The 16,022-nt window shown below is 46.4% G+C and carries 14 protein-coding genes; 3 read left to right on the top strand and 11 right to left on the bottom strand.

Features of this window, described 5'->3' with window-relative positions:
• Positions 1-50 precede the first annotated feature (50 nt).
• Positions 51-404, bottom strand: a complete 354-nt coding sequence (locus R7P80_RS05730; protein ID WP_206970062.1) for an MmcQ/YjbR family DNA-binding protein — start codon at positions 402-404, stop codon at positions 51-53.
• A 23-nt stretch (positions 405-427) separates the two neighbouring features.
• On the bottom strand, positions 428-910 hold the full coding sequence (locus R7P80_RS05725; protein WP_206970061.1) for a MarR family winged helix-turn-helix transcriptional regulator: 483 nt from the start codon (positions 908-910) through the stop codon (positions 428-430).
• Between the two features lie 110 nt (positions 911-1,020).
• Between R7P80_RS05725 and R7P80_RS05720 the strand changes: the two genes are divergently transcribed.
• Positions 1,021-1,908: a DMT family transporter gene (locus R7P80_RS05720; RefSeq protein ID WP_064376927.1), complete on the top strand. Its 888-nt coding sequence runs from the start codon at positions 1,021-1,023 to the stop codon at positions 1,906-1,908.
• A gap of 132 nt (positions 1,909-2,040) precedes the next feature.
• Here R7P80_RS05720 and R7P80_RS05715 read toward each other — a convergent pair whose 3' ends face one another.
• From R7P80_RS05715 to R7P80_RS05675, 9 genes are all read right to left on the bottom strand, one after another.
• Entirely contained in the window at positions 2,041-3,537 is a 1,497-nt protein-coding gene (locus R7P80_RS05715; protein ID WP_318096696.1) for an EAL domain-containing protein, read from the bottom strand.
• Between the two features lie 326 nt (positions 3,538-3,863).
• On the bottom strand, positions 3,864-5,135 hold the full coding sequence (gene gabT / locus R7P80_RS05710) for a 4-aminobutyrate--2-oxoglutarate transaminase (RefSeq protein WP_086046703.1): 1,272 nt from the start codon (positions 5,133-5,135) through the stop codon (positions 3,864-3,866).
• A 14-nt stretch (positions 5,136-5,149) separates the two neighbouring features.
• Positions 5,150-6,577, bottom strand: a complete 1,428-nt coding sequence (locus R7P80_RS05705) for an NAD-dependent succinate-semialdehyde dehydrogenase (protein WP_225491438.1) — start codon at positions 6,575-6,577, stop codon at positions 5,150-5,152.
• 54 nt (positions 6,578-6,631) lie between these two features.
• Positions 6,632-7,714, bottom strand: a complete 1,083-nt coding sequence (gene aguA, locus R7P80_RS05700; RefSeq protein WP_065274435.1) for an agmatine deiminase — start codon at positions 7,712-7,714, stop codon at positions 6,632-6,634.
• A 12-nt stretch (positions 7,715-7,726) separates the two neighbouring features.
• The gene (aguB, locus tag R7P80_RS05695) at positions 7,727-8,593 is read right to left on the bottom strand and encodes an N-carbamoylputrescine amidase (RefSeq protein ID WP_158156255.1); all 867 of its coding nucleotides are present in this window, start codon (positions 8,591-8,593) and stop codon (positions 7,727-7,729) included.
• Between the two features lie 17 nt (positions 8,594-8,610).
• Positions 8,611-9,888 carry an NAD(P)/FAD-dependent oxidoreductase gene (locus R7P80_RS05690; RefSeq protein WP_005385750.1) on the bottom strand — a complete coding sequence of 426 codons (1,278 nt, stop codon included), beginning with the start codon at positions 9,886-9,888 and terminating at the stop codon, positions 8,611-8,613.
• A gap of 37 nt (positions 9,889-9,925) precedes the next feature.
• The gene (locus R7P80_RS05685) at positions 9,926-11,410 is read right to left on the bottom strand and encodes an aldehyde dehydrogenase (RefSeq protein ID WP_225491439.1); all 1,485 of its coding nucleotides are present in this window, start codon (positions 11,408-11,410) and stop codon (positions 9,926-9,928) included.
• A 35-nt stretch (positions 11,411-11,445) separates the two neighbouring features.
• Positions 11,446-12,003 (bottom strand): HTH-type transcriptional regulator PuuR, encoded by a 558-nt coding sequence (puuR, locus tag R7P80_RS05680; RefSeq protein WP_005377813.1) that lies wholly within the window; start codon positions 12,001-12,003, stop codon positions 11,446-11,448.
• An 18-nt stretch (positions 12,004-12,021) separates the two neighbouring features.
• Complete coding sequence (locus R7P80_RS05675; RefSeq protein ID WP_042522527.1) at positions 12,022-12,768, bottom strand: gamma-glutamyl-gamma-aminobutyrate hydrolase family protein; 747 nt, start codon at positions 12,766-12,768, stop codon at positions 12,022-12,024.
• A gap of 340 nt (positions 12,769-13,108) precedes the next feature.
• On the opposite strand from R7P80_RS05675, the gene R7P80_RS05670 reads away from it, so the two are divergent.
• Together R7P80_RS05670 and R7P80_RS05665 are read left to right on the top strand one after the other, a co-directional pair.
• A complete protein-coding gene (locus tag R7P80_RS05670; protein ID WP_005377815.1) occupies positions 13,109-14,452 on the top strand; it encodes a glutamine synthetase family protein in 1,344 nt (447 codons plus the stop codon).
• Between the two features lie 18 nt (positions 14,453-14,470).
• Complete coding sequence (locus tag R7P80_RS05665; protein ID WP_206953259.1) at positions 14,471-15,946, top strand: Na+/H+ antiporter NhaC family protein; 1,476 nt, start codon at positions 14,471-14,473, stop codon at positions 15,944-15,946.
• Positions 15,947-16,022 lie beyond the last annotated feature (76 nt).

Genomic DNA, 16,022 nt, shown 5'->3' with positions numbered 1-16,022 from the left:
AAGGCTACGAGCAACGAGCGACAAAACAACAGAGGCCAGTGCGTTGCCGATTACTCACCAAGCAACGTTCGTTGTGCTTTCGGCAGCTTGGCAACGACAAGAGCATAAGAGCGTTCACACAAGTCTTGAATCAACCCATCCTCGACATCACCGTTAAAATAAACCGTTATCCAATGACGCTTATTTAAGTGATAACCCGGGATAATGTCCGTAAACTGCGACGTTAAGACTTCTCCATCTTCTGGTTTTACTTTTACGCTGACATACTCCCGACCGTTTCTCTCTGCAATGATGGCAAACATCTTGCCTTTGACTTTGTAAACAAGCGCTTCAGGCCCAAATGGGAAATCGCTTTCTGCACACATAAAGGTACTTAAGTATTGTTCTAGTTCTTTGCTTTTCATATCCCCTACCTCCTTCTGCGTTCTCACTCAAATTGTGGCAATAGCAATTTTAACGCCTGGTTAACCTGCTCTTTTTCATTGCCTTCTAAACCATCCAATAACGATTGCTGAACGTCTACATGCTCCAAAATTAGCTTGTCAATTAAGGTTAAGCCTTGCCCTGTTAGTTCAACGGTGACGCTACGTCGGTCTTCTTTACTATGGGTTCTGGTAATAAACCCTTTCTTCTCTAGTTTATCTAAGCGATTAGTCATCGCACCCGAAGTGAGCATCATCGACTCTATTAACGCTGAGGGAGTAAGACAATATGGTGAACCAGCTCGACGCAGTGTCGCTAACACATCAAATTCACCCATTTTCAGGTCGTACTTCTTATGTAGCTCGGCGACCCTAGATTCCATGTGTTTTGCAATTCGCATTAGTCGACCCATTATTGCCATCGGTTCAGTGTCGAGGTCTGGCTTCTCCCTAGCCCACTGCTCTACCACTCTATCAATTGCATCCATTATTTCTCTCCAAACATCATATATTTTTTATTTTAACATAAAGATACTTTACAAAAAGCCACCTTGCCGATATCGTTACATTTAATTATCTCTACATAAAGATATTTAACATGAACATTTTACTTGCGATGATTCCTGCCTTTTTTTGGGGGACGACTTACGCTGTTACTCAGTTTACTCTACCGGACTGGCCTCCCGTTTTACTTGGCGCTCTAAGGGCACTGCCTGCGGGTCTTTTGTTGCTGGCAATAAAGCCCTCGTTTCCAAAAAGAAGTGAGTGGAAGGTGCTGCTTGTTTTAGGAACCATCAACATCGCTTGCTTCTTTGGTCTTATTTTTGTCATGGCGTTAACGCTTCCTTCTGCCATCTCTGGTGTTGGTATGGTTTCGGTCCCCGTTTTTGCGATGCTGTTTGGTTGGGCGGTCTACAAACGTCAGCCTAGTGGCATTCAAGCGATAAGCGGCGCAACTTTGATTGCTTTAGCTTGGTTCTTATTTGATCCTAGCTCTATTTCTCTCGACCCCGTGGGCTTACTTGCGATGATCTCCGCCATTATGTGCATCGTGATAGGAAGTAGCGTAACAAAGTCACTAGGTACAAAAATGCACTGGTGGACAGTGTTAACATGGCAGCTCATTTTGGGTGGCGTGATTATGTCTATCGCAACAAGTGTGCTGGCGATAAACAATCCAGAGCCATATGTTACGGTCGTTCAGGACGTATCCATGACGAATATTCTAGGGTTACTGTGGGTAATTATTCTGAACACCGCATTAGGGTATGGCATGTATGTATGGTTATTACAGCGGATGTCGGTCGTAGATTTTACCTTTGGTGGTATTGCAAACCCAGTCGCAGGCATTGTTTCGGGCCTACTGCTATTGGGGGAAACGTTCACTCCTCTGCAATACAGCTTAATGCTAGGAATGATCGTAATGTCATTACTACCTCAGCTCATTACGTCAATCAAAACGAAAAGAGCCGCACTCTCCTCCTAAGTAACGTTAATTCCTAACACTCTAGAAGTAATGAGAGTGTTAGGAATCCTCAAGTGCAACCCCATCAGCAGAAATCAGCGCTAACCTAGGCAACTGACACCTTTAAAACGGTACGTTTTGACATTATGGCTGTTAAGCGCTTGCAAGGTTAGTCAGGGGCTCTGGTTTAGCGTAAACATAACCTTGAATAAGGTAAATCGCATGCTGAGCCAGATATTCGACTTGAGCCTGGCTCTCTACACCTTCTGCAATCATCTCACATTCCGCTTTGTTCGCTGCAGACACAATTGAGTCCAGCACTTTCAATTTTTGGTCGTCAGATCCTATTGGATCAATGAACATTTTATCCACTTTTACACACCGGATGCCCAAATCTTGTAGGTAAGAAAAGCCACCATATCCGGTACCAAAATCGTCAATTTTGAACTTGTAGCCTTTATTCGTTAAATACAAAATCTCTTTTTTCGCGGCCTCAGTGTCTTTTACTGGTATTCTCTCGGTCAATTCAAAATGAATTCTATTAGAGATTGGCCAATTTAACTCCGACAGTAACTTCGTTAATACACCTGACTCTAAATGGGAGGAAACAATATTGATGCTGACCCACGTATGCTCGGGTAAGTCACTTAAGTCTTGTATGATTTTACGAATAAGCTGATTGGTCATCGGGATAATCAGGCCACTTTCTTCTGCAGCACCAATAAACATATTTGGTGGCACCATTCCATCACGCCGCGACCATCGAATCAGAGCTTCATATCCTACTGTCTTACCATCGCGACTATCGACAATCGCCTGGTAGTAAGGAATAAATTCTGCATTACTAATCCCATTTTCAATTAGACCTGTAATGGATTTTCTCAAGCTTTTACCAGATATGTATGCAAAGGCAGTCACAAGACCAGCAAGCACACTTACAAGACCGCCCCACAAAAGTACTCTTTCCTGAGCATAATTTTTAAGTTTTTCACCGCTGTATATCTTGATGAGCATGTTGGCTTGAGACTCTCCTGAAAAGAAAAACTCTTTTGAGAGTGCGCTTTCTTCTCCTGCAATATTCGCTTTGCCACGGCTTATCGTTAAATCACCAAATATTGGTTCATCATACTTAAACTCTACAAATAGGCAGTCTTTGCAAGGCGTTTTTATTACCTCGTTAACCCAACTGTTATCAAGCACCCAGAAAACTTCAACGTGTTCATTATCATAAATGACCATCCACTCTATTTGGTCATTCTGTTGCGGCAAAATAAGTGATGCGAAAAAGTTCTCATCCATCTGAAATCGTTCACTACTAGATGGGCGAGACACTTCACTACCAACCGTGGAACACGTTTTTCCGCCTTCTGTGGTCATCGCAATAAAACGAATGTAACGGTTATAAAAACGTGAGTCGCGTAAAGTTCTTACATCACTATCACTACAAGTAAAATCTAACTGAGCAATCTGCTTCACTATTGCTCCGTCCAAATAGGCAGACCTTTGATTAAAATAATCTACGTAAGCATCTATTTTCGACGCTTTTACCGAGTTGACGTAAAAGTTGGTTATCGAATGAAAGGCCACTACAAATATGGCGATGGGAACTAAGCCGAGTAAAATGGCATACCTTGTATTCTTTGTTATCAAAGTTCGTCCTGCTAATCTGACAAGCAACCTAAGTGGGATATGAATACTATCTCATTTTTATAGTCCAAAAAGTGAGGAATGACGCTCAATAAAATTATAGACTCAAGTGGCTTTCAGATGTCGGGATTTAGAGTGTGAGCACCAACCCACATTCGAGGAGAACAAAGTAGCGACTAAGTGGAAAGTAAGAACGAGCACAATTATTAAGTCATCCGTAGCTTGAGCAATGCTCTTTAGATAGGCAGCAGATACGCTAAAAAACAAAAAGGAAACGATTGATGCCAACCGCTTCCTTGATTTGTTATTGCTATTTAAAAGCGCGTGAATTACGCCACTTCAAGAATCACTTTTTCCAACTTATCTAGGCCTTCATTTAGCACGTCAGATTCGATGGTCAGTGGAGGTAACAGACGAATCACGTTCGCTTTTACTCCACAAGAAAGCAGGATAAGGCCGTTTTCTTGCGCTTTAGAAATCACCGATTTGGTCATCTCTTGTAGCGGCTTACCTGATTCTGGGTCAGTAAATTCAATCGCCATCATCGCACCCGTAGTACGGATTTCACCAATAGCAGGCACAGATTGTTGCAGTTTGGTCATACGTGCATTGACCACTTCACCGATGCCAATCGCTTTAGCACACAAATCTTCTTCCTCGATGATTTTCAGCACTTCAAGACCAGCAACACAACCAAGTGGAGAGCCCGCGTAAGTGCCACCTAAACCACCCGGCAGCGCAGAGTCCATCACATCCGCTTTCCCAACTACCGCTGAGATTGGGAAACCACCAGCAATGCCTTTCGCCATTGTCATTAGATCGGGTTCAATGCCTAGGTATTCTGTGGCAAACATTTTACCGGTACGAGCAAACCCTGTTTGGATTTCATCGGCAATCAGCATAATACCGTGCTTATCACACAGTTGACGTAAGCCTTGTGCAAACGCTTCAGGTGCTTTGTAGAAGCCGCCCTCACCTTGTACTGGCTCGAAGATGATCGCCGCAACGCGTGAAGGTTCGATATCGCAAGCAAATAGATCGTCGATTGCTTGTAAGCTTTGCTCAACGCTGATGCCGTGGAACGCATTTGGGTACGGCGCGTGATAGATTTCATTCGGGAAAGGACCAAAGCCTGCTTTATATGGCGCAACTTTACCAGTTAACCCCATCGTCATATTTGTGCGACCGTGAAAGCCGCCTTTAAACGCTATCACGCCGCTACGACCAGTATGAGCGCGCGCTACTTTCACTGCGTTTTCGACCGCCTCGGCGCCAGTGGTTAGAAAGATCGCTTTCTTCTTAGTCTCACCCGGTGCAAGTTCTGTCAACTTTTCTGCCAGCTCAACGAATGACGCATACGGCGTAACCATAGCACAGGTATGCGAAAAGTTATCCAACTGAGCTTTGACCGCTTCACTGATGCGCTTATGAGAGTGCCCGGTATTGGTCACCGCAATGCCCGCTGCAAAGTCGATGTATTTGTTGCCTTCGATATCCCATACGTAAGCGTTTTCTGCTTTCTCGACGTAAAGTGGGTACAGTGCGCCCATGCCTTGAGCGATAACTTGGCTTCTTCTTTCGTGTAGTTGTTGGTTTGTCATTGTTTTGTCCTTAATTATTTGCCGCCAAAGCAGAGATATTTCACGTCCATGTATTCATCGATACCTTGTTTTGCTCCTTCGCGTCCGATGCCTGACTGCTTAACACCACCGAAAGGAGCGACTTCAGTAGAGATCATGCCTTCGTTAATGCCGACCATGCCGTATTCGAGCGCTTCTGCGATTTTCCAAACACGGTGAATGTTTTGGCTGTAGAAGTACGACGCGAGGCCATAGATGGTGTCGTTCGCCATTTCGACTAGCTGTTCGTCGCTGTCAAAACGAATCACTGGCGCGACAGGGCCAAAGATTTCCTCGGAAACAATCTTCATGTCGTGAGTAACGTCTTTGAGAACCACTGGCTGCATAAATAGACCATCGAGCTTTTTAAGCTCTGAAACCGGCTTCGCGCCTTGCTCGATAGCACCATCGATCAACGCTTGAATGCCTTGCTTCGCTGACTCGCTGATCACTGGACCAATGTTGACCCCCTCTTCCAATCCGTTACCAACTTTGAGCTGCTGAACCGCAGCGTCAAACTTAGCAACGAATTCGTCATACACTTTGCTGTGTACATAGAAACGGTTCGCACAAACACACGTTTGGCCTGCGTTACGGAACTTCGACGCCATCGCACCCGCCACGGCTGCATCAATGTCGGCATCATCGAATACGATAAACGGCGCGTTGCCACCGAGCTCCATTGAGGTACGTTTAATGTCCGCCGCGCTTTGCTGCATCAGCACACTACCAACTTGGGTAGAGCCAGTGAAAGACAACTTACGAATCAACGGATGCGAAGTGAAAATAGCGCCTACCTGACGTGAATTTTCACCCAGAACCACTTGCAGCACATCGCGAGGGATACCCGCTTGATAGGCAAGCTCTGCGACCGCAAACGCAGACAGCGGCGTAGATTCAGATGGTTTTACGACAAAGCTACAACCGGCCGCTAAAGCTGGCCCTGCTTTGCGCGTGATCATCGCAATTGGGAAGTTCCACGGTGTAATCGCACAGGCGACACCAATTGGCTGTTTGATGGTCACCAAACGCTTGTCTGCACTTGGGGCAGGAATCGTCTCACCGTAGGTACGTTTCGCTTCTTCAGCAAACCATTCGATAAAGCTCGCACCGTAAAGCACTTCACCTTGAGCTTCCGCTAGCGGCTTACCTTGCTCTAACGTCATCAAACGGCCAAGGTCGGCTTTGTTTTCTAACAGAAGTTGGAACCAACGATTGAGCATGCCAGCACGCATTTTTGCTGGCAGTGCCGCCCACTCTTTCTGCGCCACACTGGCACGTTCAATGCCATTTAAAATGTCGTTTTCGGTTGAGACTGGTGCGTACCCGAGGAGTTCTCCGGTCGCCGGATTAGTCACTGCAATGCCCTGTTGTGGATTCGCTACCATAAACGAAACAAGGCTTTGGTTTTGTATCTGTTGCATGGTCATTCCTTTTGACAACTCATCATCGCCGCTAAGCCAGCGGCGAGTTTATGTTTAAGCAGGGATCTGCTGCGTAATACAGTGAATGTTCCCTCCGCCGAGTAGAACCTCTCTCGACGGTATCGCGATGATTTGGTATTCCGGCATCGCGTTTTGCAAAATATCGATCGCCATAGCGTCGGTCTCTTCGTCCAGCATCGGCAAGAACACATGCTCGTTGACGATAAGAAAGTTCGCATAAGAGGCACTTAGGCGTTCGCCAGCTTGTCGACTCATTCCTGAACTGGCGTCAATGCCATTGGCTTCGCGCTCGCTGTAATGCAACGGACCCGGTAATGGCAAACGGACAATTTCAATCTCGCGTCCTTTCGCATCGTGCTGCGATTTCAGCACTTGCTCTGCTTGACGAGATAACGCGTATTGCGGGTCACTTGAGTCATCGGTCCAACTCAGTACCACCTTACCCGGTGCGATCACGTGCATCAGGTTGTCAACATGGCCGTCTGTTTCGTCATTGAATAAACCATTTGGCAACCAAATGACTTTTTCGATACCGAGATACGCCTTTAACTGCTCTTCGATTTGCGCTTTGCTCAATTGCGGATTTCGCCCCGGACTGAGTAAGCACTCTTCTGTGGTGTAAAGGGTGCCTTCACCATCGGTGTGAATCGCCCCTCCTTCAAGTACAAACGGAGCACGGTAATGATCAATACCGATGATGTCGCATACCGAGCCAGCGACAAGATCGTCCTGCTGCCAGTTATCGTAAAGCCCGTTGTACTCGCCGCCCCACGCGTTAAATTGCCAACTAATCCCACGGCGCTCACCCGCCTGATTCACGAGCACGGTCGGTCCAATATCGCGCATCCACGCATCGTTAAATGGGATTTCCACCAAACGTACGTCTGAGTGGAGCATTTGACGCGCTCGGTCAAAGTTGTGCGAGCATACCGCCACGCACACCTTGGTCACTTCCGCGATTAAGTTCGCGATTCTGGCGAAAGTCTCTTGCGCGGGTAACGCGTCATCACGCCAGTTGTCTTTCCTTTCAGGCCACGCTAGCCAAACTTCACTAACCGGCTGAAACTCAGCCGGAAAATAGAAGCCATCTTGCGCTGGTGTTGTCGATAACTTCATTTAAATGCCTCTTTAAACGGCTAGTTTGCCAACGCTGGTGTAAAGGTCTGGACGACGGTCGCGGAACAAGCCCCATGCGTGACGCGCTTTCGCTGTCGCAGCAAGGTCGATTTCTGCGTAAATGATGGTTTCACCTTCACGTGGTGCTTCGGCAATTTTTGCGCCAGTGTGGTCAGTGATAAAAGAAGAACCGTAGAACGTGGTCTCGATACCGTCATCGACCTCAGTACCTACTCGGTTTGACGCGATGACTGGAACGAGGTTTGCTGCCGAGTGACCTTGCATTGTACGTTGCCAGTGGTCACGTGAATCCAACGTTGGATCTTGTGGCTCAGAACCGATTGCAGTTGGGTAGAAAATCGCTTCAGCCCCGTGTAGAGCCAAACTGCGTGCTAGCTCTGGGAACCATTGATCCCAGCAAATGCCAGCACCGAACTTACCGAACTTGGTTTGCCACACTTTGAAACCGGTATCGCCAGGGCTAAAGTAGTACTTTTCACTGTAGCCCGGACCGTCAGGAATGTGTGACTTGCGGTAGTTATCTAGTACCGTGCCATCGGCATCTATCATTACTAGCGAGTTAAAAAACGTGTTGCCCGCTTTTTCAAAGTAGCTAACAGGAATAACCACGCCGAGTTCTTTCGCCAGAGCGCTCATCTCTTTAATGAGACGGCAATTCTCCGTTTCTTCCGCAAGCTCGAAATACTTTGCTTCTTGTTTTTTGCAGAAGTAAGGCGCAGCGAACAGCTCTTGCGGAAGAATCACGTTCGCACCGTTTTGTGCTGCTTCACGAATCGCCTTTTTTGCTTTGGTTAAGTTGTCTTCTAGATCCCAGCTTTTCGTCAGTTGAAGGGCTGCAAATTTCACTACTTTGCTCATTGGATATTCCTTATCTCTTAAATCGCCAGTTTGTCACGTAGGTTGTAGTAAGCCGCACCCATTGCCGTAAACGGAATTTGGAAGTGGCGGCCACCTGGGAAGGAGTAATGTTTCAGTGCAGCAAACGCATCGAAACGTTCAGCGTGTCCGGTCAATGCTTCTGCCAACAACTTGCCTGCTAGATGAGTACACGTTACACCGTGACCGCTGTAGCCTTGGAGGTAGTAAATGTTGTCTGCAAACGAGCCAAATTGCGGCATGCGTGAGTAAGTCAGCAAGAAGTTACCCGTCCAGGTGTAATCGATCTTAATGCCTTTCAATTGTGGGAAGACTTTTTCCATCTTCGGACGGATCAGTGCTTCGATGTTTTCTGGGTCACGTGCGCCGTAAACCACACCACCTCCGAACAACAAACGCTTATCGGCAGTTAAGCGGAAGTAGTCAAGCAGGTAGTTACAGTCCTCAACGCAGTAGTCACTGGTCAGCACTTGTTTTAGCTGCTCATCACTCAAAGGCTGAGTCGCCACCACTTGTGTGCCGCACGGGATCGCTTTGTTGCTTATGTTTGGTGCCAAACCACCAAGGTAGGCGTTACCTGCCAGTACCACGTACTTGCTCTTCACGCTGCCTTGCGCTGTTTTCACTACTGGGTTAATCCCTTTATCAATCGAAACGACTGCCGACTGCTCAAAGATTTGACCACCCAGAGAAATAAACGCAGCGGCTTCACCTAACGCGAGTTTAAGCGGGTGAATGTGACCACCGCGCATATCCAACAAGCCACCAGTGTACACTTTGGTCCCTACCGCTTGTTCTACTTCTCCTGCGTCAAGCAGAGTCAGTTGGTCGTTGCCGTAACGCTCCCAGTTCTTCTTATGCTCTTCTAGCCCTTTGAGTTGTTTACTATTCAGTGCCGTGAACAAACCACCTTGCTTGTAATCACAGTTGATGTCGTATTTGTCGATCAGACCACGGATGATATCGCCGCCTTCAAAAATCATATCGCACAGAGCTTTGGCTTGGTTTTGGTCGTAACGGCTTTCAATCACGTCAACATCTCGGCTGTAGCTATTAACGATTTGGCCGCCGTTACGACCAGTTGCCCCAAAGCCCACTTTTGCGCTTTCTAGCACAACAACTTTAAAACCTTTTTCCGCTAGGTGCAGTGCAGAAGAAAGACCAGAGAATCCCGCACCGACTACACACACATCGCACTCGATGTTGTCTTGTAATTGTGGGTATTCCGGCATGTTTGGCACAGAGTGCGCGTAGAACGAATCCGTATGCTTGTTCATAGAACTATTCCTTTATTTATCGTAATCGTCAGCAGGCTTAAGGATGGAGGCGAATCCAAGTGGTTTTGGTTTCGGTGAATTTTTCAATCGCGTGGAGAGACTTGTCTCGACCGTTTCCACTCATTTTGAATCCACCAAATGGAACCGTCATGTCACCTTCGTTGTAGTTGTTAACCCAAACCGAGCCGGCTTGCAGTCGTTTTGCTACGCGATGAACGCGGTTGATATTGCTACTCCAGAGTGCCGCGCCTAAGCCGTACTTCGAATCGTTAGCGATCTCGATTGCTTGCGCTTCGTCTTTGAATGGAATGACACACAGCACCGGACCAAAAATTTCCTCTTGGGCGACACGCATCTTGTTGTCGACGTTGTCTAAAATGGTTGGGGAAACAAATGCACCTTGCCCATCGACATCACCGCCACAACGTACGTTTGCACCTTCTGATTCACCTAACGAGATGTATTCCAATACTTTTGATTTATGATCTTGGTCGATGAGTGCACCCATGGATGAACTTGGGTCCATTGGGTCTTTTGGCGTGAACGCTTTCGACGCTTGAATAACTTTTTCTATAAACTGATCTTTGATGCTTTCGTGAACAAGCAGGCGGGTTGCCGCGACGCACACCTCACCTTGGTTGTAGAAACACCCTGCGGCGGTGTCTGCTGCTGCGCGGTCTAAATCATCACAATCTTCAAACACGATGTTCGCGTTCTTGCCGCCCGCTTCTGCAAACACACGCTTTAGGTTGCTCTCACCCGATCTGACCATCAGTTGACCTGCAATGCGCGTCGAGCCTGTGAAGGCGATGCAGTCTACGTCTTGGTGTTTCGCCAGCGCGTCGCCAGCTTCATGACCAAAACCCGTAACGACTTGGAAAACGCCTGTTGGTAAGCCCGCTTGAGAAGCAAGTTGACCTAGGAATATCGCGGTGAGAGAAGATTTTTCTGACGGTTTTAGAATCACGCTATTACCAGCCGCTAAAGCAGGGCCAAGCTTCCAGCACGCAAGCCAAAGTGGGAAGTTCCACGGTACAACCGCAGCAACCACACCAATTGGTTGATGAGAAATAAAAGCGTGTACATCTTTTTCGGTTGGGGCAACTTCGCCGTATACTTTGTCGATTGCTTCTGCGTACCAGCGTAATGCACTCGCCGCACCAGGAATATCGGTAGAGAAGCTGTGAGAAATAGGCTTACCGGTATCAAGCGTTTCTAGCAGAGCCAATTCTTCTTGGTTTTGATCAATCAAGTCAGCAAACTGTTTAAGCACTGCTTTGCGATGAGCTGGGCTGCTCTCGCTCCACTGACCGGATTGAAATGCTTGGCGAGCGTATGAAACCGCGAGATCAACATCTTCATTTTGGCAACGGGCGATTTCGGTGAATATCTCATCTGTTGCTGGGTTAACTACCGGGATGGTTTGCCCTGTTAAAGCGGCACTGTATTCACCGTTAATGTACGCCCTGTTTTCGATGTTTAGATTGTTTTTTAGTTCAATCCATTGCTCTTGGGTTTTCATACGCTCTCCTTGTGATCACACAAGGCAAGCCCCCACTAAAATGTGGTTGGCGTATGCGCACTTATCATTCGACAAGCCTTGTCTGTGTGATTTGTAAATCGATGGGGCTTCGTCGTATCAATAATGTACGACTCGCCCGCTGTTATGACATGAGATTGCCCTTTATATTCCAGAGTGATTTCACCCTCTAATACGGTGCCAATCTCTTCGCCTTCGTGTTTGATTTCTGCCGCACCAGTGGTTCCATAAGGTGCGTATTCCTCGATCAAGAATCCGATGACTTGATCTTTGTCACCATTCGTTACCAGTTTCATGGACACCGTCTCGCTCCCGATTTCCACAAGATCTGACGGCTTGATGACTACTTTCACTTCATCGTTCGAAGGTTGTTCAAAAGTGAAAAACTCTGATAACGATAAAGAAAATACATTAACGATTTTTTGTAGTGAGCTGACCGACGGGCTCACTTTGCCATTTTCAATGGATGAGATTGCACTGTGGGTAATACCAGCGCGCTCGGCTAGTTCCCTTTGTGACAATCCATGTTTTTTTCGTAACTGAACAATATTTTTACCAATCTCTTGATTGTCCATTCATACAGCTCCAAACGTTTAACGAGAGGTAGCCATCATAAATTCATTGAACAAAATTTGAGAGAAATGATTGGTTTTTGCTTCCCATTCTGGGTGCCACTGCACGCCAACGAAAAATTTTTGATTAGGAAGACTAAATGCTTCTACCAAGCCATCCGGGGCTTTAGCTTCTACTTGTAATAGAGGAGCAAGCTGATCGACGCCTTGGTTGTGTAGTGTGTTCACTTCAAAGAAGGTGGTATTTTCCCAATGATTTTGCGCCAGCCATTGTTCAAATAAGCTCTGCTTTTGAACTAGCACAGCGTGTGCTGGCGCGTATTTTTGTTCGAAATCTTCAACAGGCGCTTCACGATGGTCATTGAAGCCGGAGTCATGAACGGCTGGGTTTAACGAGCCACCAAGTGCGACATTCATCTCTTGAAAGCCGCGGCAAATACCAAGGCACGGAATGTTTTGGTCAACCGCATGACGAATTAACGTGAATGAGAGCTCATCACGAGCTTCATCTTTGTAGCTCTCTTCGTGCGTTGCATTGTATCGATGTGGCGCAACGTTAGAGTGGCTGCCAGGAAAAAGAAAACCATCACATATGTCTAGGATGGTGGTTACGTCATCGACCGACATGTCGGGAGCCAACATAATCGGTAGTCCTCCAAAATCCTTTATGGCGCGAAGGTAAAAGTCGTTGACCGCTTGTATCTGATAGCCACCCAACTCTTTAGCGCAGCTAACCACACCAATGATGGGTTTGTGTGTATCTGCCATGATATGTCCGTGTTCAATTTATTTAACACAAACCCTACAAACCATGTACAAAATTATCAACACAGATGACCATTATTATCGTCACAACGTGATCTGGCGCACTTTTTAGGCTTCAAAACTGAATATTTATGCTCATTATATTGAACAAAACAAAACCAACTGTTACAAAATAGTTAACAGAAAGACATAAAAACCAGCCGTTAAACATCAAAAGCACAGTGTAAGTGCATGTTTAAATTAAAAATAACCTGAAAAACAAACAACTCGTTCAGAGTGCTGTAATTTATTTGTTAATTTGGTTATTTCTAATTTCTACTCGTCAGGCTATTTGGAGAAGAAAATGGAATCGTATCTACAGGAAGTACAAAATTTTAAACAAAAATGGCCCGATATTGAATTTATCGATCTCATCTTTACCGATATAAATGCCACCCCAAGAGGAAAACGCATCCCGATAGATGCTCTAGAAAAACTGAATAAAGGTGTTGCCCTCCCCCTTTCGACCATCACCCTAGATACCAAAGGTAACGTCGTTGAAACGGCCGGGTTGGGAGAAGATCTCGGAGAACCAGATAATCTCTGCTATCCAATCAGCGGCACCTTAATGCCGACGGCAAAAGAACAAGTTGGTCAGCTACTGCTTAGTATGATGGATGAAACCGGGCAGCACCCTAACCCACTGTTCATCCGAAACATTCTCGCTTCTATATTGCAAACACTGCATGCTAAAGACCAATATCCTTGTGTCGCGCTCGAGCTGGAGTTCTATTTAATAGACAAAACCCGCGGCGAAAATGGCGAACCATTAACGGCAATTAACCCCACGAAAAAAACTCGAGAAAAAGATACCGAGGTTTACGACCTTGATGGACTAGATGACTACGCTGATTTCTTGGCCGACCTTAATCGAATTGCATTAGAACAAGGTTTAAACACTTCCGGAGCCCTATCTGAATCGGCCCCAGGGCAGTTCGAAATCAACTTCAACCATTCTAAAGATGTACTTCGAGCATGTGATGAAATCATCATCGCAAAACGCTTGATTCGCCAGGTCGCTCATCAGCACGGATTTGACGCCACATTTATGGCGAAACCTTTTAGTGAGCAAGCGGGTAATGGCATGCACATTCATCTCAGCTTGGTTGATACAGATGGTAACAACCACTTTAGCCAATCAGACGGTCAAGCGAGCGCCTTCTTCTATCAAACCATGGCAGCGATGCTGTCACAAACATCCGATGCCATGGCCCTAATCTGTCCTAACGTTAACTCTTACCGTCGCTTTGTTCCTGGCGCTTACGTCCCGACCAAAGCCGATTGGGGAGAAAACCACCGCGGTGTTGCGTTGCGTGTGCCTATCAGCGATAGCAAAAATCGCCGTATAGAGCATCGTATAGCAGGCGCTGACGTTAACCCATACATTCTCGCTGCAGTAGTACTTTCCGCAGTATTAGCGAGTGAAAGCTACACCAAAGATCAATGTCCACCGACTCTCAGTGATGATGCAATTGAGTTACCTCTGCGTATGTCAGAAGCTCTAGAGCGACTGGAGCACAGTGAGCTAGCTCAATACATCTCAAGAGATTTTATCGATTTGTATCTAGCTTGCAAACAGAGTGAACTCGCAGAATTTGAGCGAGCGATTACTCCATTGGAAATCGACTGGATGTTGCACTCGGCATAAACAAAGGAAATGAACTTTATGACTACGCAGACCAAGGCGCTGGATGCGCCTCTTAAAATCAACTCTCAACACATTATTGTTTCTTTAATCTCGGTTGCGACGTTTGTCTTTTTTACCACAATCGGTTTGAACCATGAGGAAGGCGAAGCCTACGGATGGATGAGTCTTTTACCAACGGCGTTGGTATTGGTCTTTGCGCTGACAACACACCGAACTGTGGAAGCCCTCTTTAGCGGCGCTATTGCCGGTGTTCTTCTGCTTAACCCAACTGAAGCGGTGGAACAGATTGTTGATATTTCCATGAGTGTAATGATGGATGAAACTATTGCTTGGATCATCCTCGTTTGTGGTTTGATGGGCGGCCTAATTGCTATTTTGGAGAAAGGCGGCAGTATCTTAAGCTTCTCCGACATGCTGGTCACGAAAGTAAAAAGCCGTAAGCAATCGATGCTGATGACCTTTGCTTTAGGTATTCTGATCTTTATCGACGATTATTTGAATGCGATTGCAATTTCTTCCTCAATGAAAAAAATTACGGACGGCTACCAAATCTCGCGTGAAAAGCTCTCATATCTTGTGGATTCAACCGCCGCGCCTATCTGTATCCTCGTACCAATTTCCACTTGGGCAATTTTCTTCAGTTCGTTGCTAGAAGCAAACGGAGTAGCAGAAGCGGGAGATGGTATCAAAGCATACATTGAAGCTATTCCATACATGGCTTACGGCTGGGTAACGCTGGTGATTGTTTTGCTGGTTGCAATGGAAAAGATCCCAGATCTAGGTGCGATGAAAAAGGCAGAAAAGCGTGCGAAGAATGGTCAAGTTCGTCCAGACGGTGCAACAGATGTCGACTTTGGTCCCGATGTATCTGCACATACCAACCCAACCATGGGCCTTGTCAACTTCTTGTTACCAATGATCGTACTTGTTGCCGCAAGTTGGTATTTTGGTATCGATCTACTTGCTGGTGTTTTCGTCGCGTTAATCTTTACTATTAGCTTTTACGGCGCACAAAAACTGATCTCGATGAACGACATGTTCGAAGCTGTTTATGATGGCATTAAAGTTATGCTACTGCCGCTTGCGACCGTTATTGGTGGTTTCATGTTGAAATCGGTCAACGACTCATTGGGCGTCACGCAGTATGTCATTGAGACCGTCAGCCCTTACCTGTCAGCGTCTTACTTCCCTGCGATTATCTTTATGATTACGGGCGCGTTGGTATTTGCAACGGCATCGTCTTGGGGAACGTTTGCAGTAGCGATGCCAATTGTTCTACCTTTGGGCGAACAGCTTGGTGTGCCTCTACACTTAACCGTTGCAGCGCTGCTTTCAGCATCAGCGGCAGGGAGCCACTCTTGTTTCTTTAGTGACTCAACCGTGTTATCTGCACAAGGTTCAGGCTGTACAGCAATGCAACACGCAACCACACAGTTTCCTTATGCGTTGATTGGTATTGTTGCAACCGCGATTTTCTTCTTCATCATCGGTTAGCCCCTTTATCTAATTGCAAAACCCTGCTCAAAAATAGCGGGGTTTTGTTCTATCAAGTCAAATGATCCTCTTAAAA

Source organism: Vibrio sp. 2092 (assembly GCF_033339635.1).
GTDB lineage: Bacteria > Pseudomonadota > Gammaproteobacteria > Enterobacterales > Vibrionaceae > Vibrio > Vibrio alginolyticus.
The sequence above is the reverse complement of the archived record's forward strand: the minus strand, read 5'-3'. Positions and strand labels throughout refer to the sequence as shown.

Bases quoted from the DNA above. Each gene is read 5' to 3' on its own strand.
- R7P80_RS05665 (WP_206953259.1), top strand. From the start codon at position 14,471: ATGACTACGCAGACCAAGGCGCTGGATGCGCCTCTTAAAATCAACTCT.
- R7P80_RS05705 (WP_225491438.1), bottom strand. From the start codon at position 6,577: ATGCAACAGATACAAAACCAAAGCCTTGTTTCGTTTATGGTAGCGAAT.
- R7P80_RS05675 (WP_042522527.1), bottom strand. From the start codon at position 12,768: ATGGCAGATACACACAAACCCATCATTGGTGTGGTTAGCTGCGCTAAA.
- R7P80_RS05725 (WP_206970061.1), bottom strand. From the start codon at position 910: ATGGATGCAATTGATAGAGTGGTAGAGCAGTGGGCTAGGGAGAAGCCA.
- R7P80_RS05670 (WP_005377815.1), top strand. From the start codon at position 13,109: ATGGAATCGTATCTACAGGAAGTACAAAATTTTAAACAAAAATGGCCC.
- R7P80_RS05685 (WP_225491439.1), bottom strand. From the start codon at position 11,410: ATGAAAACCCAAGAGCAATGGATTGAACTAAAAAACAATCTAAACATC.
- puuR (WP_005377813.1), bottom strand. From the start codon at position 12,003: ATGGACAATCAAGAGATTGGTAAAAATATTGTTCAGTTACGAAAAAAA.
- aguA (WP_065274435.1), bottom strand. From the start codon at position 7,714: ATGAAGTTATCGACAACACCAGCGCAAGATGGCTTCTATTTTCCGGCT.
- R7P80_RS05690 (WP_005385750.1), bottom strand. From the start codon at position 9,888: ATGAACAAGCATACGGATTCGTTCTACGCGCACTCTGTGCCAAACATG.
- R7P80_RS05720 (WP_064376927.1), top strand. From the start codon at position 1,021: ATGAACATTTTACTTGCGATGATTCCTGCCTTTTTTTGGGGGACGACT.
- gabT (WP_086046703.1), bottom strand. From the start codon at position 5,135: ATGACAAACCAACAACTACACGAAAGAAGAAGCCAAGTTATCGCTCAA.
- aguB (WP_158156255.1), bottom strand. From the start codon at position 8,593: ATGAGCAAAGTAGTGAAATTTGCAGCCCTTCAACTGACGAAAAGCTGG.
- R7P80_RS05730 (WP_206970062.1), bottom strand. From the start codon at position 404: ATGAAAAGCAAAGAACTAGAACAATACTTAAGTACCTTTATGTGTGCA.